Origin of the sequence: Saccharopolyspora taberi (genome assembly GCF_039534165.1) — a bacterium.
GTDB lineage: Bacteria > Actinomycetota > Actinomycetes > Mycobacteriales > Pseudonocardiaceae > Saccharopolyspora_D > Saccharopolyspora_D taberi.
Genome location: NZ_BAAAUX010000044.1, coordinates 1 through 23,350, shown reverse-complemented (window position 1 = coordinate 23,350; position 23,350 = coordinate 1). Strand labels below are relative to the sequence as shown.

The following is a 23,350-nucleotide window of genomic DNA, read 5'->3' as shown; positions in this document are numbered from 1 at the left end:
CGCTCGCGCAGCGGGCGGGCGGTGCGGGCGGCGACCGCGGAGGGGCACGGGATCCACCTGCCCGCGACGCTGGCCGCCGCGGCGGTGCACCAGCGGGCGCGCGGGCGCAGCGGTCCGGGACTGGTGCTGCGCAAGCACGATCTGCGGCACGCGGTCCGGGAGGGCCGTGAGGGGAACCTGGTGCTGTTCGTGGTCGACGCGTCCGGCTCGATGGCGGCGCGCGAGCGGATGTCGGCGGTCAGCGGCGCGGTGCTGTCGTTGCTGCGGGACGCCTACCAGCGCCGGGACAAGGTCGGCGTGATCACCTTCCGCGGTGACTCGGCCGAGGTCGCGCTCCCACCGACGTCCTCTGTGGACGCTGCGGCGACCCGGATGCGGCGGCTGCGGACCGGTGGCCGCACGCCGCTGGCGGACGGATTGCTCAAGGCGCGCAAGGTGATCACCACGGAACGCACCCGCGACGCCCGTCGCCGCCCGCTGCTGGTGCTGCTCACCGACGGCCGGGCCACCGTCCCGCTGAAGTCCGATGTGGATGGACGCGCCCGGCGCGCGGTCGACGACGCGCTGCGCGCGGCCGGGCTGATCGCCGCCGAAGGCGTGGCGTCGGTGGTGGTCGACTGCGAGAGCGGGCACGTCCGGCTCGGCCTGGCCGGACGGCTCGGGGTGGCCCTCCAGGCACCGAGCCTTCGGCTGGAGGAGCTGTCGGCGGACAACGTCGCGGGTGTGGTGCGCGCAATCCGAGGTGACCGTTCGACGGCCGCTTGATTTCGTTTTGGTTACGAGATCTCCGATGGCGGGGACAGCGGCTGCCGACCGGTTGGTACGGTGATCCCGTCCACCTGACCCCCAGGGGTGGACCCGCAAAGTGCCCTCGCGCTCCCGACGACCCCCAGGTCGGTTGAGTGCGAGGGCCTTTTTAATGCTTGCTGTGAGCGGGTCGTTTCGCGTGAGTGGTCCGGTGGCGGAACCTCAGGCGCCCTCTCGCTGCGGGACCGAAGCGGTCCTGCCGCTTCGGAGTCCCTTAGGGTCGGGGCATGCCTCAGGGACAGCCTTCGACAGTGCCGGCCGACGGACTGACCACCCGGCAGCGACGGAACCGGCCGCTGCTCGTGGTGCACACCGGTGAGATGAAGGGCAAGTCGACCGCGGCGTTCGGGATGGCGCTGCGCGGCTGGAACCAGGGCTGGTCGATCGGGGTCTTCCAGTTCGTCAAGTCCGCGAAGTGGCGGGTCGGCGAGGAGACCGCGTTCCGCGCGCTCGGCGACCTGCACGAGCAGACCGGCCAGGGCGGCCCCGTCGAGTGGCACAAGATGGGCGAGGGCTGGTCGTGGGCCCGCAAGCAGGGCACCGAGGAGGACCACGCCGCCGCCGCGCTGGAGGGCTGGCGGGAGATCGCGCGCCGGATCTCCGAGCAGCGGCACGGGCTCTACGTGCTCGACGAGTTCACCTACCCGATGCACTGGGGCTGGGTCGACGTGGACGAGGTCGTGGCCGCGCTGCGCGACCGCCCCGGGCACCAGCACGTCGTGATCACCGGCCGGTACGCGCCGCAGGCGCTGATCGACGCCGCCGACCTGGTCATGGAGACCACCAAGGTCAAGCACCCGATGGACGCCGGGCAGAAGGGCCAGAAGGGCATCGAGTGGTGACGCCGGCGCCGAGGCTGGTCGTCGCAGCCCCCGGGTCGGGGCACGGCAAGACCACGGTCGCGACCGGGCTGCTGGCCGCGCTGCGCCGCCGGTCCGCGCGGGTGGCGCCGTTCAAGGTCGGTCCCGACTACATCGACCCCGGATACCACCGGGTGGCCGCCGGCCGCCCGGCGCGCAACCTCGACCCGGTTCTGGTGGGGGAGCAGCGGATCCTGCCGCTGTTCCACCACGGCAGCGCGGACGCGGACCTGTCCGTGGTCGAAGGCGTGATGGGCCTGTTCGACGGCCGCATCGGCACCGGTGCCGACGGTCCGGCGTTCGGGTCCACCGCGCACGTCGCCGGGCTGCTGGACGCGCCCGTGGTGCTCGTGGTCGACGCCAGGGGGCAGAGCCAGAGCCTGGCCGCGCTGCTGCACGGTTTCCGGAGCTTCCAGCCGGGCGTCCGGATCGGTGGTGTGATCCTCAACCGGGTCGGCTCCGCCCGGCACGAGGAAGTCCTCCGCGAAGCCGCCGACGCGGCCGGGCTCGCGGTGCTCGGCGCGCTGCCGCGCACGGACGGCCTGGAGGTCCCATCGCGCCACCTCGGGCTCGTCACCGCCGCCGAGCACGGCCCGCAGGCGAGCCGCGCGGTGTCGGCGATGGCCGAGGCGGTGGAGCGGTCGGTGGACCTGGATTCGGTTGTGGCGCTTGCGAAATCCGCGCCGCCGCTGGACGGCGACCGGTGGGATCCGGGCGCCGAGGTCGAACGCGGGCCGGGCCGGCCGGTGGTCGCGGTGGCCGGTGGCGCCGCCTTCACCTTCGGCTACGCCGAGCACGTGGAGCTGCTGGAGGCGGCCGGTGCGGAGGTCGCGGTGCTCGACCCGCTGCGGGACGAGCTGCTGCCGGAACGCACCGCCGGACTCGTGCTGCCGGGCGGTTTCCCCGAGCAGCACGCGGCGGAGCTGTCGGCGAACTCCTTGCTGCGCAAGGAAATCGCGGCTTTCGCCGAGTCCGGGGCGCCGGTGCACGCGGAGTGCGGCGGGCTGCTGTACCTGGCGGAGTCGCTCGACGAGCACCCGATGTGCGGGGTGCTCGGCGCGCGCGCCGAGATGTCGCCGAGGCTCACGCTCGGCTACCGGGACGCGGTCGCCGCGGCCGATTCCCCTTCGTTCGCCGAGGGAAACCGGGTCAGCGGGCACGAATTCCACCGCACCGTCCTGGATCCGGGCAGCGGTGCCCGCCCGGCGTGGCGGTGGCGGGCGGGCGGCGTCGTGGCCGAGGGCTTCGTCCAGGGCGGGGTGCACGCGTCCTACTTGCACACCCACCCCGCCGGGCAACCGGAAGCAATTAGCCGGTTCGTGGAAGCGTTGCGCCACCGGAACGGAGCAGCAGGTCACGGCACGTGATCGCGGTGGCGCTGGAGGTGACCACCTCGATCACGCGACCGGGATCAACCGGTACGGTCAAGGTCCGCGAGGGCGGCTCCACACCCGCTGCGCCGAACATCGGTTGGCACGTCTTGCGATTGGTTGGACATGATTCCTGAAACACACCCGGGTCGGGTCTCGTTCGTCGGTGCCGGACCCGGTGCGGCCGACCTGATCACCGTGCGCGGCGCGCGCCGGATCGCCGAGGCCGACATCGTGGTGTGGACCGCGAGCCTGGTCGCGCCGGAGTGCGTCCAGGAGCACGCGCGCCAGGACGCCGAGCTCGTCGACTCCTCGCGGCTGACCCACGAGGAAGCCGTGGAGATCTACCGCCGCGCCGAGCGCGACCGGCTCCGCGTCGCGCGGGTGCACGCGGGCGACCCGGCGCTGTGGGGCGCGGTGCAGGAGCAGTACGACGCCTGCACGCGGATGGAGCTGGAGGTCGAGATCGTGCCCGGGGTGGGCACCTTCAGCGCCGCTGCCGCCGCGGCCGGGCGCGAGCTGACCGTTCCCGAGGTCGCGCAGTCGGTGGTGCTGACCCGGCTGGAGGGCGGGCAGCCGCCGATGCCCGAGCGCGAGCGGGTGCGCGAGTTCGCCCGGCACGGCACCACGATGGCGGTGCTGCTCTCGGCGGCGCGGGCCGGTCAGCTGGCCGACGAGCTGCGCGCGGGCGGCTACACCGACGACGTCCCGGTGCTGATCGCGCACAAGGTGAGCTGGCCGGACGAGCTGCTGGTGCGCACGACGATCGGTGAGCTGGCGCAGGCGGTCAAGCAGCACCGGCTGTGGCGCAACGCGCTGTTCATCGTCGGCCGGGCGTTGCAGGAGACCACCCGGCGCGGGCGCAACTACCCGGCCGGCCACTTCCACGCCTACCGCCGCCCGGAGGTCGTCCGCCGGTCGGCCAAGGACGGAGCGAAGCCGGACCAGCCCGGATCGGACGTCGCGTGGTGGGCGGTCCGCAGCTGGCAGGAGACCGCCCGCGGTGGGCGGGCCAAGCCCGCGCCCGCCCCGCAGCCCGGCGCCGAACAGCCGGACCTGTTCGTCGACGCCGAGGAGATCGCCGTTCCGGCGCAGCAGACCGAAGAGGTCGCACCGCCGCCGAACACCACCGAGGCACCGCAGCAGGCCCCGGTGCCGCAGGCAGCTCCGCGGCAGGCAGCGGAGGCCCCGGCGCAGCAGGCCGAGCAGGCCCCGGCGCAGCAGCCCGCTCCGCACCAGGCCGAGCAGGCCCCGGCGCAGCAGCCCGCTCCGCAGCAGGCCGAGCAGGCCCCGGCGCAGCAGGCAGAGGAGCCCGCGCCGAAGCCCCGCAGGGCGGCCACTTCCGCGGCCCGCCGCACCGGAACCGAGCAGGCCACCGCCAAGGCGCCGGTCAAGTCGCGGGCCAAGGCCAAGACGACGAAGTCCACCACTGCCAAGACCACGCAGGCCAAGCGCAAGACCGCGTCCGACAAGAAGAGCACCTCGTAACTGCGGGAAGCGCCGCGCGGTGCGACTCTCGTCGGCATGGACCGAGACGAACTGCGCGCCTGGGTGGCCGCCTACGAGCGCGCCTGGCGCACTCCGGGAACCGACGTCCTCGCGGAGATCTTCACCGAGGACGCGGTCTACCGGCAGTCGCCCTACTGGGAGCAGGTGACCGGACTTCCCGAGATCGCGCGCATGTGGGAGGAACAGCGCGAAGGCGCCGACGAGATCTTCCGGATGAGCAGCGAGATCGTGGCCGTCGACGGCGATGTCGGGGTCGTGCGGGTGGAGGTCGGCTACGGCGAGCCGGTGGACCAGGAGTACCGCGACCTGTGGATCGTGCGGCTCGCGCCGGACGGGCGGTGCGGCTGGTTCGAGGAATGGCCGTTCTGGCCGGAGAAGTCGTACCGGCCGGATTGAGGCGGCACGTCTCATCCGCCCGCGGCGCCCGTGATGGACTTGTGCCCGCAGGACGACGAGCGAGGCGAGGTGGGTGACGTGTCAGTCACGGTGATCGGGATCGACGGCGGGCCGCTGCCGGAGGGCAGCGCCGAAGCGCTCGCCTCGGCCAGACTCGTCGTCGGCGCGCGGCGGCACCTGGACGCGCACGCCCCCGAACACGCCCGCAGGCTGGAGCTGGGCCCGTTCCAGCCCGCGCTCAACGCGCTCGCGGCGCTCAGCGGCGACGAGCACGCGGTCGTCTTCGCCTCGGGCGACCCGGGGTTCTTCGGCGTCGTCCGCACGCTGCGCGAGCACGGCGTGCGCTGCGGGGTGCTGCCCGGTGCTTCCAGCGTGCAGCAGCTGATGGCGCGCGCCGGGCGGTCGTGGGACGACGTCGCGGTGATCTCGCCGCAGGGCGGTGACATCGGCGCCGCGCTCAACGTGTGCCGCGCGCGTCCCGCCGTCGTGGTGCTCAGCGCGCGCGGTGCGGGGCCCGCGCAGCTCGGGTCCGGGCTGGAGGGCTGGCGGCGGACGCTGATCGTCGGCGAGGACCTCGGCGGCCCGAACGAAGCGGTCACCACGGTCGACCCGGCCGAGGCCGCGCGCCGGACCTGGCGGGAGCCGAACGTGGTGCTCTGCCTGGCCGAGCCGGACGCGGTGCCGCGGCGCAGCTGGTTCGCCGGCGGCGAGCCGCTGCCGCCGGAGTCCGGGTGGGCGCTGCACGAGGACGAGTTCTCGCACCGGGACGGGATGCTGACCTCGTCGGAGGTCCGCGCGGTGGCGCTGGCCAAGCTCGCGCCCCGGCCGGGGACGCTGGTGTGGGACGTGGGCGCCGGGTCCGGTTCGGTCGCCGTGGAGTGCGCCCGGCTGGGCGCGGCGAGCATCGCGGTGGAGTCCGACGAGGCGCAGGTCGTGCGGTTGATCACCAACGCCGCCGGGCACGGGGTGGACGTCCGGGTCGCCGAGGGCGCCGCGCCGCAGGCGCTGCGGGAGCTGCCCCGGCCGGACTCGATCTTCGTCGGAGGCGGCGGAGCCGACGTCGTCACCGCCTGCGCGCACGCCGGGGCGACTCGGGTCGTCGTGGCGCTCGCGGCGCTGGACCGCGTCGGCACGACGCGGGACGCGTTGCGCAACGCCGGGTACGAGGTGTCCGGCGTGCAGCTGTCGGCGAGCAGGCTGGTGGAGCTGGAGGACGGCGCCGCGAGCCTGAAGCCCACCGACCCGGTCGTGCTGATCTCGGGTCACCGCAAGGGAGAACACGAATGATCGGTCTGTTCGCGCTCACCCCGGCCGCCAGGCGGGCGGCCGCGGAGCTCGCCGCGCGGCTGGGGCCGGACGCGGTCCTGGCCGACGGGCCGCTCGGCCCGGTGGTGCGCCGGATGTGGCCACAGCTGGACGCGGCGGTGTTCTTCCTGGCCGCGGGCGAGGCGGTGCGGGTGATCGCGCCGCTGCTGCGCGACCGGCAGACCGACCCGGGCGTGGTGTGCGTCGACGAGCAGCTGCGGTTCGCGATCGCGCTGGACGGCGGGCACGACGCCGGGGCCAACGCGCTGGCCGAGCAGGTGGCCGACGTGCTCGGCTGCACCCCGGTCGTCACGACGGTCCCCGGCGGCGGCAGCAGCTCGCCGTGGGACGAGGTCGTCGACCTGCTCGACGCCACTGTGGACGGTGACATCGCGGCGTGCGGCGCGGCGGTCCTCGACGGCGAGCGGGTGCTGGTGGTGAACCCGCACGGATTCCCGTTGCCCGCGCTGCCGGACAACGTCGGCACCGATGTTGACCGGCCACTGTGGACGGTGGTGGTCGACGACCGGCTGCCCGGCGAGGAGGACTCGGAGCGCACCGTCCGGCTGGTCCCGCGCACCCTGGTCGTCGGTGTCGGCTCGCGGCGCGGTGTCGCCCGCAGCGAGGTGACCGAGCTGGTCGCGCGGCTGGCCCGCGACCACGACCTGGACCTGCGCGCGGTGCGCGCGTTCGCGACCGTGGACGACAAGGCCGACGAGCACGGGGTCGTCGAAGCGGTGCAGGACCTCGGGTTCTGGCACGCCGCCGAAGCCGGGGACGAGCTGCCGCTGCTGCGCTACCCGGCGGCGGAGCTGGCGGGGGTGGAGGTGCCGAACCCGAGCGACGCGGTGGCGGCGCACACCGGGACGCCGAGCGTGGCCGAGGCCGCCGCGTTGCGCGCGGCGGGCGAACTCGGGCCCGCGGAACTGGTCGTCGGCAAGATCACCGGGGAGAACGTGGTGGTGGCCGCGGCCCGCACCCGGCCCCGGGGCAGGCTCGCGGCGATCACCCTGGGCCCGGCCCCGGACCTGCGCACCCCGCGCGCCGAGGCGGAACTCCGCCGGGCCGCGGTCGTGGTCGACCCGGACCACCGGATCGACGAGGTCCGCCACCTCCTCCGCCCGGGCACGGACGTCCGGCCGGGAACCCCGGAGGACGCGGTGTCCCTGGCCCTGAAAGGCAACGCGGTCGCCCTGCTGGGCGAACTCACCACCGCCGCCGACCTGGACCTGATCCAGGTCCCCGGCATTTCCGGCTGAATGGTGGCGGCGCGGGCGCCTGAGGTTCCGCCGCCCGCGCCGCCGAGCAGAACGAACCTCACGCGGGCAGATGAACCTTGCGGTGCATGCGCTCGCCTATGTCGTGTGCGGCCGTATCAAGCAGCTTGTGGGCCAGCTCGAACAGCGCCCTGGCCACCGCGATCTCGTCCCCGATCTGCGGGACGTCCGGGTCGTCCGGGTGGCGGCGGGCGGTGCCGTGCCCGTGCAGCGCCTGGCCGTCGCCGGTGGTCATCCCGACGTCGCAGGTCGTCTTCGCGCCGGCCTCGACCACCTGCAGGTTCAAGTTGATCGTCCGAGTCTCGTTCATGGTCGCCTCCTCGGTCCGCGCGCATGACCAGCATGCGCTGGTCAGCGGCCCAGCGAAAGGGCTGCTGGGACCAGGATGGGCGTGCTCGCGGCGGTCGGCGATGCCGATCACAGAACGGTCGCGGTCGATTGACCCGGGTCGCCGGGCAGGTCAGGATACGACGGCCTGCGGCGGAGGAACCCGGTGCGAATCCGGGACGGTCCCGCCACTGTGACCGGGGAGCGGTCCCGAAGTGCACCGCCACGGCCCGCGAGGGCTGGAAGGCTCGGGAGACCCGCCGTGATCCGGGAGTCAGGAGACTCGTCGCCGGCCCCGCGCCGCGCCCGCGGCGCGCGGTAGGAGCCCCAGGGCGGAGAACCCAGGAGATCCATGCCTGCGAACGATCGCGCACGGGAAACCGATCAGGTGCGGGAAACCCCGCACGCAGCTGAAACCGATCATGGGCCGGGGACCGGTCACGGAGCGGGAGCCCCGCATCCAGCCGAAACCGATCATGGACCGGATGCCGGTCACGGGCCTGGAACCGGTCACAGGCCGAAAACCGATCGCGCACCGGAAACCCCGCACCCAGCCGAAACCGATCACGGACCGGAAAACGATCACGCACCAAATCCCCGCCACGCGTGGGGAACTGTCGAACGCCGGAAGGCGGCGTGGGTGCTGGCGGGGGTCGGCGCGCTGCACCTGATCGGCTGGAGCGCCTACCTGCTCCACCAGGAGGCGTTCACCGCCGCTGGCGGGCTGGCCGCCGCCGGGACCACCGCCTACCTGCTCGGCCTGCGGCACGGCTTCGACGCCGACCACGTCGCGGTGATCGACGACGCGACCCGGCTGCTCATGCAGCGCGGCAGGCGGCCGGTGTCGACCGGCATGTGGTTCGCGCTCGGGCACGCCAGCGTGGTGATGTTCCTGGCGTTCGCGGTGGCGTTCGTCGCCGGACCGGCCGCGCAGTCGTGGGCTGAGCAGGCCGGGCTGCAGACCTCGCTCGTCGTCGACGTGGTGGTCGTGCTCGTGCTCGGCGCCCTCGCCGTGCTGAACGCGCTGGTCCTGCGCGACGCCGTGCGGCTGCTTCGGCGGGCCCGCGGCGGCGGGGTCGGCGAGGAGGAGATCGAGCTGGTGCTGGGGCGGCGCGGGTTGATGGCCCGGCTGCTGCGAGGCCGGATGCGGGCGCTGGTCGGCCGGTCGTGGCACCTGTTCGTCATCGGACTGCTGTTCGGGCTCGGCATGCAGACCGCGACCGAGATCACGGTGCTGGCGATGGTCGCGCCGAACCAGCAGCTGTCCGCGGTCGCGGTGCTGAGCCTGCCGCTGCTGTTCGCCGCCGGGATGTGCACAGTGGACAGCGTGGACGGGATGCTGATGTCCCGCGCCTACACCTGGTCGCTGGCCCGGCCGCTGCGCAGGCTGTCGGTCAACGTGACCACCACGGCGCTGACCGTGGTGCTCGCGGCCGTGGTCGCGCTGGTGGTGCTGGCCGGGTTGCTCGACGAGCTCGGGGTGTCGCCGCTGGGCCCGGTGGCGGCGCTGGGCGACCACTTCGAACTGCTCGGCTATCTGACGCTGGCCGCGTTCATGGCAGTATGGGGCGGCGCCGCGCTCTGGTGGCGGTTGCGCCCGCCTGACCAGCGCTGATCAGGCCAGCGGGCCACAACGTGGTGGCCCGCTCCCACTCTCTGGGTCCGGCCCTGCCGGGCGAAGCACAACACGGATTGCGGACATGACTGAGAACCACTACTTCGCAGGACTCGACCTCGCCGGGAAGCGGGTGGTCGTGGTCGGTGCAGGCACCGTCGCGCAGCGGCGGGTTCCCCGCCTGATCAAGGCGGGTGCGCGGGTCGAGGTCATCGCACCGGAGGCGACCCCGGCGGTGGAGGCCATGGCCGACGCGGGGGAGCTGACCTGGCACCGGCGCGCCTACGCCGACGGCGACCTCGACGGCGCGTGGTACGTGGTGGCCTGCGCGACCGGCAACGAGGTCAACGCCGAGGTCGCGGCCGAGGCCGAGCGCCGCCGGGTGTTCTGCGTCCGCGCCGACATCGCTTCGCTCGGCACGGCGGTCACGCCGGCCGTCGCCGAGCACGGCGGGCTGCTGCTCGGCGTGCTCGCCGGCGGCGACCACCGCCGCTCGGCAGCGGTGCGCGACGCGCTCGTCGAGGCGCTGCGCACCGGCGCGGTCGACGAGCGGGTGGAGCGGCCCGCGCCCGGGGTGGCGCTGGTCGGCGGCGGACCGCGCGACCCGGACCTGATCACCGTCCGCGGTCGCCAGCTGCTGGCCAGGGCGGACGTGGTGATCACCGACCGGCTGGCCCCGCGCGAGCTGCTGGAGGAGCTGGGCCCGCACGTGGAGGTCGTGGACGCCTCGAAGATCCCCTACGGCCGGGCGGCCAACCAGGACGTCATCAACTCGCTGCTGATCGAGCACGCGAAGGCGGGCAAGTTCGTGGTGCGGCTCAAGGGCGGCGACCCGTACGTGTTCGGGCGCGGTTACGAGGAACTGCTCGCGTGCGTGGAGGCCGGGGTCGCGGTGACCACCGTCCCGGGCATCACGAGCGCCTTCGCCGCCCCGGCGGCCGGGGACGTGCCGGTGACCCACCGCGGGGTGGCGCACGAGGTGGTCGTCGTGTCCGGGCACGTCGGCCCGCACGACGAGCAGTCGCTGGTCGACTGGCCTGCGCTGGCGCGGCTGCGCGGCACGCTGGTGCTGATGATGGCGGTCAAGCGGATCGGTGAGTTCGCCGAGGTGCTCATCGAGCACGGGCGCGACCCGAAGTCGCCGGTCGCGGTGGTGCAGGAGGGCACCACGCACGGGCAGCGCACGCTGCGCAGCACGCTCGACGCCGTCGCGGCAGCGGTGCGGGACGAGGACGTGAGCCCGCCCGCGGTGATCGTCATCGGCCCGGTCGCCGACCTCGCCCCGGAACCGAGGCGCTGACCAGCGCTTGACTTCCCGCGTGCCCCGGCGAAACTGAAGCAGTGGTCAAGACACTGCACCCGCAGAGCTACGACGACGTCTACTACGTCGGGGACTACTTCCGCCAGGGCAACGCGGTCGTCATGGACCTGACCGCCCTGTCCAACGCCGAGGCGGTGCAGCTCGTCGACTTCGCGGCCGGCCTGGTCGTGGCGAAGAACGGCGACCTGGACCGCATCGCGCCGAAAGTCTTCCTGCTGCGCCCCGCCGGCGTTTTGCATTAGGGGTTGTTTTGCTCTTTGAAGCGGCGCAGCCGGTTGGCCCACCTACGCCGCTCGCACCGCCACCCGCGCCGCTGAGCAAGGTGAGTCTGTGGACCAATCCTCTCACCGGTCCTCCAGATCCCCCTCGGTCTCCAGGTAGACCTCCTGCAACGCCTGAAGCGTCTCCGGGTTCGGCTCCGCCCACATCTTCCGGTTCGCGGCCTCCAGCAGCCGCTCGGTGATGCCGTGCAGCGCCCACGGGTTGGACTCGTCGAGGAACTTCCGGTTCTCCTCGTCCAGCACGTAGGTCTCGGCGAGCTTCTCGTACATCCAGTCGCCGACCACGCCCGTCGTCGCGTCGTAGCCGAACAGGTAGTCCACGGTCGCCGCCAGCTCGAAGGCGCCCTTGTACCCGTGCCGCCGCATCGCCGACAGCCAGCGCGGGTTGACCACGCGGGCGCGGAACACCCGGGAGGTCTCCTCGGTCAGCGACCGGGTGCGGATCGAGTCCGGCCGGGTGCTGTCGCCGATGTAGGCCGCCGGGGCCCTGCCGGTCAGCGCCCGGACCGTGGCGATCATGCCGCCGTGGTACTGGAAGTAGTCGTCGGAGTCGGCGATGTCGTGCTCGCGGGTGTCGGTGTTCTTGGCCGCCACCGAGATCCGCTTGTACGCGGTCTCCATGTCCCCGCGCGCCGGGGCACCGTCGAGGTCGCGGCCGTAGGCGAAGCCGCCCCACACCGCGTAGACCTCGGCCAGGTCGCGGTCGTCGCGCCAGTTGCGGCTGTCGATCAGCGGCAGCAGCCCGGCACCGTAGGCGCCCGGCTTCGAGCCGAAGATCCGCATGGTGGCGCGGCGCCGGTCGCCGTGCGAAGCGGTGTCGGCCCGGACGTGGGCGCGGACGAAGTTCTGCTCGTCCGGCTCGTCGAGCTCGGCCACCAGCCGCACCGCGTCGTCGAGCAGCGCGACCACGTGCGGGAAGGCGTCCCGGAAGAACCCGCTGATGCGGACCGTGACGTCGATGCGCGGCCTGCCCAGCTCGTCGAGCGGGATCACCTCCAGGCCGTTGACCCGCCGCGACGCCTCGTCCCAGGTCGGCCGCACGCCCAGCAGCGCCAGCACCTCGGCGATGTCGTCACCCGAGGTCCGCATGGCGCTGGTGCCCCACACCGACAGCCCGACCGAGCGCGGCCAGTCGCCGGTGTCGGCGCGGTAGCGCTCCAGCAGCGAATCGGCGATCGCGTGCCCGGTCTCCCAGGCCAGCCTGCTGGGCACCGCCTTCGGGTCGACCGAGTAGAAGTTGCGGCCGGTCGGCAGCACGTTGATCAGGCCGCGCAGCGGCGAACCGCTCGGCCCCGCCGGGACGTAACCGCCTTCGAGCGCGCGCAGCGTCGCCGTCATCTCGTCGGTCGTCGCCTCCAGCCTCGGCACGACCTCCGCCGCCGCGAACTCCAGCACGCGCACCACCGCGCCCTCGGAGCTGCCCAGCACCTCGGCGCACACGTCGGCCGCTGCCGCGGCCTCCCAGTCGCGCGCCTCCATGCCCTCGACCAGCGCCTGCGCGCGGGTCTCGACCTCGTCGACCCGGCCGCGCTCCGCGCTGCCGTCCTCGGCGAGCCCGAGCGCTTCGCGCAGACCGGGCAGCGCCGCGCTCCGCCCGCCCCACATCTGCCGCGCCCGCAGCATCGCCAGGACCAGGTTGACCCGGGCTTCGCCCGAAGGCGCCTCGCCCAGCACGTGCAGGCCGTCGCGGATCTGGGCGTCCTTGACCTCGCACAGCCAGCCGTCGACGTGCAGCAGCATGTCGTCGAACTCGGCGTCGTGCGGCCGTTCGTCCAGCCCGAGGTCGTGGTCGAGCTTGGCGGCCTGCATCAGCGTCCAGATCTGGCTGCGGATCGCGGGCAGCTTGGCCGGGTCCATCGCGGAGATGTTGGCGTGCTCGTCGAGCAGCTGCTCCAGCCGCGCGATGTCGCCGTAGCTCTCGGCCCGCGCCATCGGCGGCACCAGGTGGTCGACCAGGGTGGCGTGCACCCGCCGCTTGGCCTGGGTGCCCTCGCCGGGGTCGTTGACCAGGAACGGGTAGATCAGCGGGAGGTCGCCGAGCGCGGCGTCCGGGGAGCAGGACGCCGACAGGCCCGCGGTCTTGCCGGGCAGCCACTCCAGGTTGCCGTGCTTGCCCAGGTGGACCATGGCGTGCGCGCCGAACTCGTCGATCAGCCAGCGGTAGGCGGCCAGGTAGTGGTGGCTCGGCGGCAGGTCCGGGTCGTGGTAGATCGCGATCGGGTTCTCGCCGAAGCCGCGCGGCGGCTGCACCATGATCGCGATGTTGCCCGCGCGCAGGGCGGCCAGCACGATCTCGCCGTCGGGGTCCTGCGACCGGTCGACGAACAGCTCGCCCGGCGGCGGGCCCCAGTGCTGCTCGATCTCGGCGCGCAGGTCCGCGGGCAGCTGCCGGTACCACTCGGTGTAGCGCCTGGCCGGGATGCGGACGGGGTTCCCGGAGATCTGCTCCTCGCTGAGCCAGTCCGGGTCCTGGCCGCCCGCCGCGATCAGCGCGTGGATCAGCGCGTCGCCGTCCTGCGCGGCCACGCCGGGCAGCTCGTCCTCGGCGCCGACGTCGTAGCCGCGCTCCCGCAGCTCGCGCAGCAGGCGCACCGCGCTGGCCGGGGTGTCCAGGCCGACGGCGTTGCCGATCCGGGAGTGCTTGGTCGGGTACGCCGAGAGCATCAGCGCGATCCGCTTGTCCGCCGCCGGGACGTGCCGCAGCCGCGCGTGGTTGACCGCGATCCCGGCGACCCGCGCCGCCCGCTCGGGGTCGGCGACGTAGACCGGCAGGCCCTCGGCGTCGTTCTCCTTGAACGAGAACGGAACCGTGATCAGCCTGCCGTCGAACTCCGGCACCGCGACCTGGGTGGCCATGTCCAGCGGGGACAGGCCCTCGTCGTTGTCCTCCCACGCCTCGCGGGAGCTGGTCAGGCAGAGTCCTTGCAGGATCGGGATGTCCAGCTCGGCGAGCGCGCCGACGTCCCAGGCCTCGTCGTCGCCGCCCGCCTGCGCGGTCGCGGGCTTGGTGCCGCCCGCGGCGAGCACGGTGACGACCAGCGCGTCCGCGCGGCGCAGCTGCTCCAGCAGCTCCGGCTCGGGCGTGCGCAGGGAGGCGCAGAAGATCGGCAGCGCCTGGCCCCCGGCGTTCTCGATCGCCTCGCACAGCGCGTGCGCGAACGCGGTGTTGCCCGCCATGTGGTGCGCCCGGTAGTAGAGCACCGCGACCGTCGGGCCCTCGGCGGCCTGCGGCGTCCGGTCCAGCAGGCCCCAGGTGGGGGTCTCGATCGGCGGGGCGAAGCCGTGGCCGGTGAGCAGGATCGTGTCCGAGAGGAACTTGTGCAGTTCGGCGAGGTTGTCCGGGCCGCCCTGGGCGAGGTAGGCGTGCGCCTCGGCGCAGACACCGCCGGGCACCGTCGAGCACTCCATCAGCTCCGCGTCGGGCGCCTGCTCACCGCCGAGGACCACGACCGGGCGCGGACCGGCCAGCAGCGCGTCCAGGCCCTCCTCCCAGGCCCGGCGACCGCCGAGCAGCCGGACGACCACGAGGTCGGTGCCCTCCAGCAGCGGCGGCAGGTCGTCCACGCCGAGGCGGGCGGGGTTGCCGAGCCGGTAGCCCGCGCCGCTGGCCCGCGCGCTGAGCAGATCGGTGTCCGAAGTGGACAGGAGCAGGATCATGCGACTCGCTCCGTTCGGGACGTGCGGGTACGCGGCATGACGGCACCTTCCTCGGGGTCCTCGCCCCGGGTCTCGGGTTGCGGCGACCGGAGTCTCCTGGCTCCCGGATCAACGCTCGCTCCGTCTTCCCGCCCGGCTGGGCAGTGACCTGGGTGGAGTCCGCTCCCCGGTGACAGTGGCGGGACCGCGCCGGACTCGCACCGGCTTCCTCCGCTGTCGCCGCGTTCAACGCTGTGACCACTCTCCGCAACGGGACGATCTTCCGTCAAGTTCGCGGGCGCATGACGCACGTCGCAGCGGCTTGGTTTGCGTCCGCAACAATCCCGGGCCGTAGTATCTGCCGGGTGTCCAGAACCGAACGCGACGCCTGCCCCGGTGCCCTGCGGGTGCACGCCGCCGCCGACGGCGGCCTGGCCCGCGTCCGGGTGCCGGGCGGTGCGCTGACCCCGGAGCAGTTCCGCGCGCTGGGATCGGCCGCCGCGGAGCTAGCGGACGGCACGCTCGAACTGACTTCACGGGCGAACTTCCAGGTCAGGGGCCTGGCGGCGGGTGCGGAACACGAGCTGGCCGAGCGGCTGTCGCAAGCCGGCCTGCTGCCTTCGGTGACCCACGAACGGGTCCGCAACATCATCGCCTCGCCGTACGGGAACGGGCTGCTGGACGCCCGCGCGGTGGCGGGCGAGATCGACCGGATCCTGTGCGCGACACCCCGGCTGGCCGAGCTGTCCGGGCGGTTCCTGTTCGCCGTCGACGACGGCAGCGCCGACGTCATCGCGCTGCGCCCGGACGTCGGGTTGTTCGCGCTGGAGCCGGACGTCGTCGCGCTGGTGCTGGCCGGGCGCGACTCCTGTGCGCGATCGACGCCGGACGCGGCGGCCGGGCTGGCGATCGCGGCGGCGGAGGCGTTCCTCGACCTGCGCGCGGGCCAGGAGTGGCGGATGTCCGAGCTCGCCGACGCCGGCCGGGTCGCCGCCCGGCTCGGGCCGACCGGCGAACCGGTCGAGGTGCCCGCGACACCGCCCGCCACGCACGCGCAGGTCGGCGCGGTCTTCGAGCGCGACGGCCGGGTCACCGCGGCGGTCGGCGCCCCGCTGGGGCGGTTGTCGCGGCGGCAGGTGGATATCATCACCGCCGCGTCCGAGGCCGCCGGTGGCCTCCGCCCGACCCCGTGGCGGACCCTGGTGCTGCCGGGTCTGCCGGTGGCCGCCGCCGCCCGATGGCTGTCCGAGCTGGACGCGAACGGCCTGGTCGTGGACCCGTCCGCAGCCGCGGCGGGGGTGACCGCCTGCACCGGCAGGCCCGGCTGCGCCAAGGCGCTGGCCGACGTCCGCGCCGACGCGCGGCGCGTCCCGGCCGGGGACCTGCCGGTGCACTGGTCGGGCTGCGCGCGCCGGTGCGGCAGGCCGCAGGGCCGGGTCGTGGAGGTGCTGGCCACCGAGGCCGGCTACGAGGTCGACGGCGAGTTCCGCACGTCCGACGAGGTACCCGCCGCGCTGGGCGCGGCACGGAGGAAACGGTGAACGAGAGCAAGGACGGTCGACCCGTCGGGTCCGGCGGGGAAGGTCGATCTGTTGAATCCGGCGGGGACGTTCGGCCCGTCGGGTCCGGCGAGGACGCTCGGCCCGTCGGGTCCGGCAAGGACGGGCGACCCGTCGAACCCGGCGGGGAAGGTCGACCCGTCGAATCCGGCAAGGACGGGCGACCCGTTGAACCCGGCGAGCACGGTCGAACCGCCGGGTCCAGCGCGGTGCCCGACTACATCCGGGAAGGGGCGGAGATCTACCGCCGCTCCTTCGCGACCATCCGCGCCGAGGCGGACCTGAGCGGGCTGCCGCCGGAGGTCGCCGGGGTCGCGGTGCGGATGATCCACGCCTGCGGGATGGTCGATCTCGTCGACGACCTGGCCTACTCCGAACGCGCGGTGCTCGACGCCCGGGCCGCGCTGCGCGCGGGCGCGCCGGTGTTCTGCGACGCGGCGATGGTGGCCGCCGGGGTCACCCGCCGCAGGCTGCCCGCCGACAACGACGTGATCTGCACGCTCGCCGAGCCGCGGGTCCCGGAGCTGGCCCGGGAGCTGGGCACCACCCGCAGCGCGGCGGCGCTGGAGCTGTGGCGGGACCGGCTGGCCGGTTCGGTGGTGGCGATCGGCAACGCGCCGACCGCGCTGTTCCGGCTGCTGGAGATGATCGAGGAGGGCGCCGGGCGGCCGGCCGCGGTGCTGGGCCTGCCGGTCGGGTTCGTCGGCGCGGTCGAGTCGAAGGAGGCACTGGCCACCCACCCGAGCGGGCTGGAGCACCTGGTGGTGCACGGCCGCCGGGGCGGCAGCGCCATGGCGGTGGCCGCCATCAACGCGATCGCGAGCGAGGAAGAGTGAGCACGGGAACCCTGTACGGGGTCGGGCTGGGGCCCGGCGATCCGGAGCTGGTGACGGTCAAGGCGGCCCGGCTGATCGAGCGGGCCGAGGTGGTCGCCTACCACAGCGCCCGGCACGGCCGCAGCGTCGCGCGGTCGATCGCCGAGCCGTACCTGCGGCCGGAGCAGATCGAGGAGGCGCTGGTCTACCCGGTCACCACGGAGGGCACCGATCACCCGGGCGGCTACCAGGGCGCGATCGACGAGTTCTACGCCGAGGCCGCCGAGCGGCTGGCCGCGCACCTGGACGCCGGGCGCGATGTCGTCGTCCTCGCCGCGGGCGACCCGCTGTTCTACGGCTCCTACATGCACATGCACAAGCGGCTGTCCGGCCGGTACCCCGCAGAGGTCGTGCCGGGCGTGACCTCGATCAGCGGCGCCTCGGCCGCGCTGGGCAGGCCGCTGGCCGAGCGCGACGAGGTGTTCACGGTGCTGCCCGGCACGCTGGAACCCTCGGACCTGGCCGAACGCCTGTCCGGAACCGACGCGGCGGCGGTGATGAAGCTGGGGCGCACCTTCGACGGGGTGCGGGAGGCGTTCGAGAAGGCGGGACGGCTCGACGAGGCGTGGTACGTGGAGCGGGCGAGCACCGGGCGGCAGCGCTGCGCGCCGCTGGCCGAGGTCGACCCGGACTCGGTGCCCTACTTCTCGCTCGCGCTGCTGCCGAGCCCGGTCAACGCCGACGCTCCGGTCCCGGACGTCCCGCGGCGGGAGCCGGGGCGGGGCGAGGTCGTCGTGGTCGGGCTGGGTCCGGCGGGCCGGGAGTGGACCACGCCGGAGGTGCAGGCCGCCCTCGCCGAGGCCGACGAGCTCGTCGGGTACACGACCTACCTGGCGCGCGTCCCGGACAACCCGCGCCAGCGCAAGCACGCCTCGGACAACCGGGTCGAGGCCGAGCGCGCCGAGTTCGCGCTGGAGCTGGCGCGGCGCGGGTCGAAGGTCGCGGTGGTCTCCTCCGGCGATCCCGGGGTGTTCGCGATGGCCAGCGCGGTGCTGGAGGTCGCGGCCGAGGCCGGGGACGTGCCGGTGCGGGTGCTGCCCGGTCTCACCGCCGCGCAGGCGGTGGCCAGCCGGGTCGGCGCGCCGCTGGGGCACGACTTCTGCGTGCTGTCGCTGTCGGACCGGCTAAAGCCGTGGGACGTGATCGAGAGCAGGCTGCGCGCGGCGGCGCGGGCCGACCTGGTCATGGCGATCTACAACCCGGCCTCGCGCAGCCGGACCTGGCAGGTCGCGGCGGCGCGGGACGCGGTGCTGGAGCACCGCTCGCCGGACACGCCGGTGGTCATCGGCCGCGACGTGGGCGGGCCGGAGGAGAGCGTCCGGGTGGTCCGGCTGGCCGACCTCGATCCGTCCGATGTGGACATGCGATGCCTGCTGCTGATCGGGTCGTCGACGACGCGGATCGCCGGTGGCGCGGTGTTCACGCCGCGGCGCTACCCGGCGTGATCGCCTTGGTGCAGCACGGAATCCAGCCACTCGGCAGCCGCTCCGGCGGAGTCGGCCGACGGCGCGGCCGGTTGCGGCGGTCGCTGCACCACGACCACGGGGACGCCGAGTTCGCGGGCGGCGGTGAGCTTCGCGGCGGTCATCGCGCCGCCGCTGTTCTTGGTCACCAGCACGTCGATCCGGTGCTCCCGCAGCAGCGCGCGCTCATCGTCCACTGTGAACGGTCCGCGGGCGAGGACCGTCGTCGTCCGCGCGGGCAGTGGCGGTTCCGGCGGGTCGACGGCGCGCACCAGGAACCACAGGTCCAGCGCGGCGAAGTGCGCCAGCCCCTGGCGTCCGGTGGTCAGGAAGATCCGCTCGCCGAGACCGGGCAGCAGCTCCGCTGCCTCGGACAGCGAGCCGACCGGCCGCCAGTCGTCGCCGGGGCCGGGTTCCCAGGCCGGACGGCGCAGCACCAGCGCGGGAACGCCGGTGCGTTCCGCGGCGGTCACGGCGTTGCCGGTGATGTTGCGGGCGAAGGGGTGGGTCGCGTCGACGACGGCGTCGATCCGCTCCCGGCGCAGCCATTCGGCCAGCCCGTCGGCACCGCCGAAGCCGCCGACGCGGACCTCGCCGGCGGGCAGCAGCGGGTCGCGGACCCGGCCGGCCAGCGACGAGGTCACGCGCAGCCCGGGGCGGTCGGCGAGCAGCTGGGCGAGCTCGCGCGCCTCGCCGGTCCCGCCGAGCACGAGCACCCGTTTCATGTGGTCTCCCGCATGGGGAGCAGTGTATGAGCGAGCTCCGGTACGGCTGGACCACCGGCGCGTGCGCGACGGCCTCGGCCCGCGCCGCCTACATCGCGCTGCTGACCGGGGAGTTCCCCGACCCGGTCGAGATCGTCCTGCCGAAGGGGCACCGGCCGGCGTTCGCGCTCGCCCGCGAGCGCCTGGGCGAGGGCTTCGCCACCGCCGGTGTGGTCAAGGACGCCGGTGACGATCCGGACGTGACGCACGGGGCGCTGGTGTCGGTGACGGTCCGCCCGGCGCAGTCCGGGGAGGGCGTGGTCTTCCGGGCGGGGCCGGGGGTCGGCACGATCACCAAGCCCGGTCTGCCGCTGCCGGTGGGGGAACCTGCGATCAACCCGGTTCCGCGCAAGCTGATCAGCGACGCCATCGCCGAGGTCGCCGCCGGGCACGGCGGTGCGGGGGACGTCGTGGTGGAGGTGTCGGTCGAAGACGGCGAGGAACTGGCCCGGCACACCTGGAACCCGCGCCTGGGAATCCTCGGTGGACTGTCCATTTTGGGCACTACCGGGGTGGTGGTGCCGTACTCCTGCTCGGCGTGGATCGACAGCATCCGGCGCGGCGTCGACGTCGCCCGTGCGGCGGGCCTGACCCACGTCGCGGGCTGCACGGGCAGCACGTCGGAACGGGTGGTCACCGAGCTGCACGGGCTGGACGAGCAGGCGCTGCTGGACATGGGCGACTTCGCCGGGGCGGTGCTGAAGTACCTGCGCCGCCACCCGGTCCCGAGGCTGACGATCGCGGGCGGCATCGGGAAGATCTCCAAGCTCGCCAACGGCCACCTGGACCTGCACTCGAAGCGCTCGCAGGTGGATTTCGGCGTGCTGGCGGGGATCGTGGCCGATGCCGGGGGAGCCGCGGAACTGGTCGCGGCGGTGCGGGAGGCCAACACCGCGCTGGAGGCGCTCCAGCGCTGCCAGGCGGCGGACCTCCCGCTCGGCGACCTGATCGCGGCGCAGGCGCGGGAGGTCTGCCGCGAGACCCTGCGCGAAGCGCCGGTCGAGGTGGACGTCGTAGTGATCGACCGCGCCGGGACGATCGTCGGCCGGGCTCAGCACGGGTTTTGAAGCGGCGTAGCCGCTTGGCCCACCCTCGCAACCGCCACCGCTACCCGCACCGCCAGGCAAACCCTCTGCACTACTTGATCAATCCCGGCACCGGCCGGCCGAGTACAGGTGGCTGTCCGGGAACTCCGACGCGGTCAGCACCTTGCCGACGACCACGACCGCCGTCCGCACGATCCCGGCCGCGCGGACCTTCCCCGCGATGTCGGCCAGGGTGCCGCGCAGCACGACCTCGTCCTCGCGGCTGGCGGCGGCGACGACCGCGACCGGGCAGTCCGCGCCGTAGTTCGGCACCAGCTCGTCGACCAGTTCCTCGATGCGGTTGACCGCCAGGTGCAGCACCATCGTCGCGCCGCTGGCGCCCAGCGTGGCCAGGTCCTCGCCCTCCGGCATCGGGGTCGCCCGCGCCGACGTGCGGGTCAGCACCACGGTCTGCCCGACGCCGGGAACTGTGAACTCGCGCTTGAGCGAGGCAGCCGCCGCCGCGAACGCCGGAACGCCCGGCACCACGTCGTAGGGGACACCCTCGGCGTCGAGGCGGCGCATCTGCTCGGCGACCGCGCTGAACACCGACGGGTCGCCGGAGTGCAGGCGGGCCACGTCGAGACCGGCGTCGTGCGCGGCCAGCATCTCGGTGAGGATCTCGTCCAGCGTCAGCTTCGCGGTGTCGACCAGCTTCGCGCCCGGCGGGCAGTGCTCCAGCAGCTCGGCAGGCACCAGGCTCCCCGCGTACAGGCACACCGGCGACGAGGCGATGACCTCCCGGCCCCGAACCGTGATCAGGTCCGCGGCTCCCGGTCCGGCTCCGACGAAACGCACCGTCATCGCTTGGTCACCGCCCACTGCGTCACCCGCATCGCGGGCCGCCACCCGGTGAAACCGCCGACCGGCGAGGCGTGTTCGACCCCGATCCGCGTCAGCTCGCCGCCCGACCTGCCGTACCAGCCGGCCACCAGCACCTCCGACTCCATCGTGACCGCGTTGACCACCAGCCGTCCGCCCGGCCGCAACGCGTCCCAGCACGTGTCCACCACACCCGGTGCGGTCACCCCGCCACCGACGAAGATCGCGTCGGGCTGCTCCAGCCCCTCCAGCGCTCGCGGTGCGGCTCCGGTGACCACCTGGATCCCGGGAACGCCGAGCGCCGTCGCGTTCGCCGCGATGTTGGCCGCCCGGTCCTCGCGGTGCTCGATCGCGATCGCCCGGCAGGACGGATCGCTGCGCATCCACTCGATCGCGATGCTACCGGCCCCCGCACCCACGTCCCACAACAGCCGACCCGGGGTCGGCGCCAGCCGGGACAGGGTGACCGCCCGAACGTCGCGCTTGGTGAGCTGGCCGTCGTGCCGGAACGCCTCGTCGGGCAGGCCCGGGGTCCGGGGCAGGTGCGGCGCGTCCGGGTCGGCCCGGCAGTCCACCGCGATCACGTTGAGCGCGTCGGTGACCGGGCGGTCCCAGTCGGCGGCGCGCGCGTCGATCCGCCGCTCGTCGCCGCCGAGGCCGGAGAGCACGGTCATCGCGCTGGAGCCGTAGCCGCGGGCCGCGAGCAGCGCGGCGACCGCGGCCGGGGTGCTGCCGTCGGCGCTGAGCACGAGCACCCGGGCGCCCGGCTGGACCGCCGGGTGCAGCAGCTCGACCGGCCTGCCGACCAGGCTCACCACGGCGGTGTCCTGCACCGGCCAGCCCATCCGCGCGCACGCCAGCGACAGCGACGACGGGTGCGCGAGGACGCGGACCCGCTGCGCGCCGAGCAGCTTCACCAGGGTCGCGCCGATGCCGTAGAACATCGGATCACCGCTGGCCAGCACGCAGATCGAGCGCCCGGAGTGCTCGGCGATCAGACCGGGCAGCGCGGGCAGCAGCGGCGACGGCCACGGCACCCGGCGACCCGCGGGCTCCGGTACCAGGTCGAGCTGCCGGGCGCTGCCGAGCAGCACGTCGGCGGCGGAGACGATCTCGCGGGCGTGGGCGGGCAGACCGGCCCAGCCGTCCGCGCCGATGCCCACCACGTCGACGACGTCAGGATCAACACTCACGCCGTCCACCTCATCACGGCCGCCTCAGACGTTGCCGAGCACCTTGGTCACCGAGATCTCGATCACGACGCGGCGCGGGTTCGGACGCGGCGGCTTGTAGCGCTCGGTGTAGCGCTGCTCGGCGTCGGCGACCGCCTCCGGCTCGGAGCGCACCACGGCCCGGCCCTCCAGCGTCGACCAGCGGCGGCCGTCCACCTGGCAGACCGCGACCCGGGCGCCGTCCGGCCCGGCGGCCCGGACCTGCCGGGCCTTGTGCGAGGCGCCGGAGGTGATGACCCGCGCGGTGCCGGTCCCGGCGTCGAGCGTCACGCCGACCGGGACCACGTGCGGGGTGCCGTCGGGCCGGATCGTCGTCAGCGTGCACAGGTGCCTTTCCTGCCAGAAGGCCAGGAAATCCGCGCTGACATCGTCCAAAGAGGACACTGGACACCTCCGCGATCGAAGCTGGGCCGCTGTCCTGCGGGGATTCCCGCCGCAGGACAGCGCTTGCCGGGACCGGAACATACCTCCGCTCTGGGCGGGCCCCGCACCGGTGCTCGGCCTGTGGGTTGGTGCTTGGCCCGCTGAGCGGCGTTCAGTCTGTGGGTCGGTGCTTAGCTCGCCGACCGGCGTTCAGTCTGTGGGTCGGTTCGTAACCCGCTGACCGGCGCTCAGCCTGTGGGTCGGTGCTTAGCCCGTCGAGCGGTGTTCAGTCTGCGGGCCGGTGCTTAGCTCGCCGACCGGTGCTCAGTCTGTGGGTCGGTTCGTAACCCGCCGACCGGCGCAGCCCGCGTAGCCGCTCAGACCGCCGACCGCAGACCGCCGCGCCCGCTCAACAGCCCGCCGACCGCCGCGAGCGCTCCGCGCCCGCTCAGCCGGCGGACCGCCGCGGGCGCCGAGGGCGCC

The 23,350-nt window shown here is 74.0% G+C and carries 20 protein-coding genes and 2 riboswitches; of the genes, 14 read left to right on the top strand and 6 right to left on the bottom strand.

Translation table 11 applies throughout. The features are described 5' to 3' along the window. The 7 genes from ABD691_RS32895 to ABD691_RS32865 all read left to right on the top strand — a co-directional run. Positions 1–765 (top strand): vWA domain-containing protein (locus ABD691_RS32895; RefSeq protein ID WP_344686276.1); only part of this gene is annotated, 765 nt, incomplete at its 5' end. A 269-nt stretch (positions 766–1,034) separates the two neighbouring features. Then, a complete protein-coding gene (cobO, locus tag ABD691_RS32890; protein ID WP_344686275.1) occupies positions 1,035–1,649 on the top strand; it encodes a cob(I)yrinic acid a,c-diamide adenosyltransferase in 615 nt (204 codons plus the stop codon). Beyond that, positions 1,646–3,034 (top strand): cobyrinic acid a,c-diamide synthase CobB, encoded by a 1,389-nt coding sequence (locus tag ABD691_RS32885; protein WP_344686274.1) that lies wholly within the window; start codon positions 1,646–1,648, stop codon positions 3,032–3,034. Before cobO ends, ABD691_RS32885 begins: the two co-directional genes overlap by 4 nt. A gap of 129 nt (positions 3,035–3,163) precedes the next feature. Next, positions 3,164–4,525: a precorrin-4 C(11)-methyltransferase gene (gene cobM / locus ABD691_RS32880; RefSeq protein WP_344686273.1), complete on the top strand. Its 1,362-nt coding sequence runs from the start codon at positions 3,164–3,166 to the stop codon at positions 4,523–4,525. Between the two features lie 36 nt (positions 4,526–4,561). Next, the gene (locus ABD691_RS32875; RefSeq protein WP_344686272.1) at positions 4,562–4,942 is read left to right on the top strand and encodes a nuclear transport factor 2 family protein; all 381 of its coding nucleotides are present in this window, start codon (positions 4,562–4,564) and stop codon (positions 4,940–4,942) included. A 78-nt stretch (positions 4,943–5,020) separates the two neighbouring features. After that, a complete protein-coding gene (gene cbiE, locus ABD691_RS32870; RefSeq protein ID WP_344686271.1) occupies positions 5,021–6,229 on the top strand; it encodes a precorrin-6y C5,15-methyltransferase (decarboxylating) subunit CbiE in 1,209 nt (402 codons plus the stop codon). Then, positions 6,226–7,506, top strand: coding sequence for a cobalamin biosynthesis protein (locus ABD691_RS32865; protein WP_344686270.1), 1,281 nt, complete (start codon positions 6,226–6,228; stop codon positions 7,504–7,506). The genes cbiE (ABD691_RS32870) and ABD691_RS32865 overlap by 4 nt, the downstream gene beginning before the upstream one ends. A 58-nt stretch (positions 7,507–7,564) precedes the next feature. Here ABD691_RS32865 and ABD691_RS32860 read toward each other — a convergent pair whose 3' ends face one another. Beyond that, positions 7,565–7,834, bottom strand: coding sequence for a DUF1876 domain-containing protein (locus ABD691_RS32860; protein ID WP_344686269.1), 270 nt, complete (start codon positions 7,832–7,834; stop codon positions 7,565–7,567). A 173-nt stretch (positions 7,835–8,007) separates the two neighbouring features. After that, positions 8,008–8,136: riboswitch (cobalamin riboswitch) on the top strand. Between the two features lie 355 nt (positions 8,137–8,491). Here ABD691_RS32860 and ABD691_RS32855 point away from each other — a divergent pair. The 3 genes from ABD691_RS32855 to ABD691_RS32845 all read left to right on the top strand — a co-directional run bounded on the left by ABD691_RS32855 (position 8,492) and on the right by ABD691_RS32845 (position 11,029). Next, positions 8,492–9,466 carry a HoxN/HupN/NixA family nickel/cobalt transporter gene (locus ABD691_RS32855; protein WP_344686268.1) on the top strand — a complete coding sequence of 325 codons (975 nt, stop codon included), beginning with the start codon at positions 8,492–8,494 and terminating at the stop codon, positions 9,464–9,466. An 85-nt stretch (positions 9,467–9,551) separates the two neighbouring features. Next, on the top strand, positions 9,552–10,766 hold the full coding sequence (cobA, locus tag ABD691_RS32850) for a uroporphyrinogen-III C-methyltransferase (RefSeq protein ID WP_344686267.1): 1,215 nt from the start codon (positions 9,552–9,554) through the stop codon (positions 10,764–10,766). A 41-nt stretch (positions 10,767–10,807) separates the two neighbouring features. Next, positions 10,808–11,029, top strand: coding sequence for a cell division protein SepF (locus tag ABD691_RS32845; protein ID WP_344686266.1), 222 nt, complete (start codon positions 10,808–10,810; stop codon positions 11,027–11,029). 102 nt (positions 11,030–11,131) lie between these two features. Here ABD691_RS32845 and cobN read toward each other — a convergent pair whose 3' ends face one another. Then, on the bottom strand, positions 11,132–14,725 hold the full coding sequence (gene cobN, locus ABD691_RS32840) for a cobaltochelatase subunit CobN (protein WP_344686265.1): 3,594 nt from the start codon (positions 14,723–14,725) through the stop codon (positions 11,132–11,134). An 89-nt stretch (positions 14,726–14,814) separates the two neighbouring features. Then, positions 14,815–14,936: riboswitch (cobalamin riboswitch) on the bottom strand. A 133-nt stretch (positions 14,937–15,069) separates the two neighbouring features. Between cobN and cobG the strand changes: the two genes are divergently transcribed. The 3 genes from cobG to cobJ all read left to right on the top strand — a co-directional run bounded on the left by cobG (position 15,070) and on the right by cobJ (position 18,583). Beyond that, positions 15,070–16,245, top strand: coding sequence for a precorrin-3B synthase (cobG, locus tag ABD691_RS32835; protein ID WP_344686264.1), 1,176 nt, complete (start codon positions 15,070–15,072; stop codon positions 16,243–16,245). A gap of 227 nt (positions 16,246–16,472) precedes the next feature. Beyond that, positions 16,473–17,099 carry a precorrin-8X methylmutase gene (locus ABD691_RS32830; protein ID WP_344686263.1) on the top strand — a complete coding sequence of 209 codons (627 nt, stop codon included), beginning with the start codon at positions 16,473–16,475 and terminating at the stop codon, positions 17,097–17,099. Beyond that, positions 17,096–18,583 (top strand): precorrin-3B C(17)-methyltransferase, encoded by a 1,488-nt coding sequence (gene cobJ, locus ABD691_RS32825; RefSeq protein WP_344686262.1) that lies wholly within the window; start codon positions 17,096–17,098, stop codon positions 18,581–18,583. Before ABD691_RS32830 ends, cobJ begins: the two co-directional genes overlap by 4 nt. On the opposite strand, the gene ABD691_RS32820 is transcribed toward cobJ, so the two are convergent. After that, the gene (locus ABD691_RS32820; protein ID WP_344686261.1) at positions 18,571–19,326 is read right to left on the bottom strand and encodes a cobalt-precorrin-6A reductase; all 756 of its coding nucleotides are present in this window, start codon (positions 19,324–19,326) and stop codon (positions 18,571–18,573) included. The two genes, cobJ and ABD691_RS32820, sit on opposite strands and share 13 nt — an antisense overlap. Positions 19,327–19,352: 26 nt before the next feature. Between ABD691_RS32820 and ABD691_RS32815 the strand changes: the two genes are divergently transcribed. Next, positions 19,353–20,432 (top strand): cobalt-precorrin-5B (C(1))-methyltransferase, encoded by a 1,080-nt coding sequence (locus ABD691_RS32815; protein WP_344686260.1) that lies wholly within the window; start codon positions 19,353–19,355, stop codon positions 20,430–20,432. A gap of 78 nt (positions 20,433–20,510) precedes the next feature. On the opposite strand, the gene cobM (ABD691_RS32810) is transcribed toward ABD691_RS32815, so the two are convergent. The 3 genes from cobM (ABD691_RS32810) to ABD691_RS32800 are packed head-to-tail and all read right to left on the bottom strand — an operon-like array spanning position 20,511 to position 22,888. Further along, entirely contained in the window at positions 20,511–21,254 is a 744-nt protein-coding gene (gene cobM / locus ABD691_RS32810) for a precorrin-4 C(11)-methyltransferase (protein WP_344686259.1), read from the bottom strand. Next, on the bottom strand, positions 21,251–22,474 hold the full coding sequence (cbiE, locus tag ABD691_RS32805) for a precorrin-6y C5,15-methyltransferase (decarboxylating) subunit CbiE (RefSeq protein WP_425565214.1): 1,224 nt from the start codon (positions 22,472–22,474) through the stop codon (positions 21,251–21,253). Before cbiE (ABD691_RS32805) ends, cobM (ABD691_RS32810) begins: the two co-directional genes overlap by 4 nt. Positions 22,475–22,489: 15 nt before the next feature. Then, on the bottom strand, positions 22,490–22,888 hold the full coding sequence (locus ABD691_RS32800) for a PPOX class F420-dependent oxidoreductase (protein ID WP_344686257.1): 399 nt from the start codon (positions 22,886–22,888) through the stop codon (positions 22,490–22,492). Positions 22,889–23,350: the final 462 nt, after the last annotated feature.

What these genes read in the sequence shown, in the direction of transcription:
- ABD691_RS32820 (WP_344686261.1), bottom strand. Translation starts at nt 19,326, where the DNA reads ATGAAACGGGTGCTCGTGCTCGGCGGGACCGGCGAGGCGCGCGAGCTC.
- ABD691_RS32875 (WP_344686272.1), top strand. Translation starts at nt 4,562, where the DNA reads ATGGACCGAGACGAACTGCGCGCCTGGGTGGCCGCCTACGAGCGCGCC.
- cobM (WP_344686259.1), bottom strand. Translation starts at nt 21,254, where the DNA reads ATGACGGTGCGTTTCGTCGGAGCCGGACCGGGAGCCGCGGACCTGATC.
- cobO (WP_344686275.1), top strand. Translation starts at nt 1,035, where the DNA reads ATGCCTCAGGGACAGCCTTCGACAGTGCCGGCCGACGGACTGACCACC.
- cobA (WP_344686267.1), top strand. Translation starts at nt 9,552, where the DNA reads ATGACTGAGAACCACTACTTCGCAGGACTCGACCTCGCCGGGAAGCGG.
- cobM (WP_344686273.1), top strand. Translation starts at nt 3,164, where the DNA reads ATGATTCCTGAAACACACCCGGGTCGGGTCTCGTTCGTCGGTGCCGGA.
- ABD691_RS32815 (WP_344686260.1), top strand. Translation starts at nt 19,353, where the DNA reads ATGAGCGAGCTCCGGTACGGCTGGACCACCGGCGCGTGCGCGACGGCC.
- cobN (WP_344686265.1), bottom strand. Translation starts at nt 14,725, where the DNA reads ATGATCCTGCTCCTGTCCACTTCGGACACCGATCTGCTCAGCGCGCGG.
- ABD691_RS32860 (WP_344686269.1), bottom strand. Translation starts at nt 7,834, where the DNA reads ATGAACGAGACTCGGACGATCAACTTGAACCTGCAGGTGGTCGAGGCC.
- ABD691_RS32865 (WP_344686270.1), top strand. Translation starts at nt 6,226, where the DNA reads ATGATCGGTCTGTTCGCGCTCACCCCGGCCGCCAGGCGGGCGGCCGCG.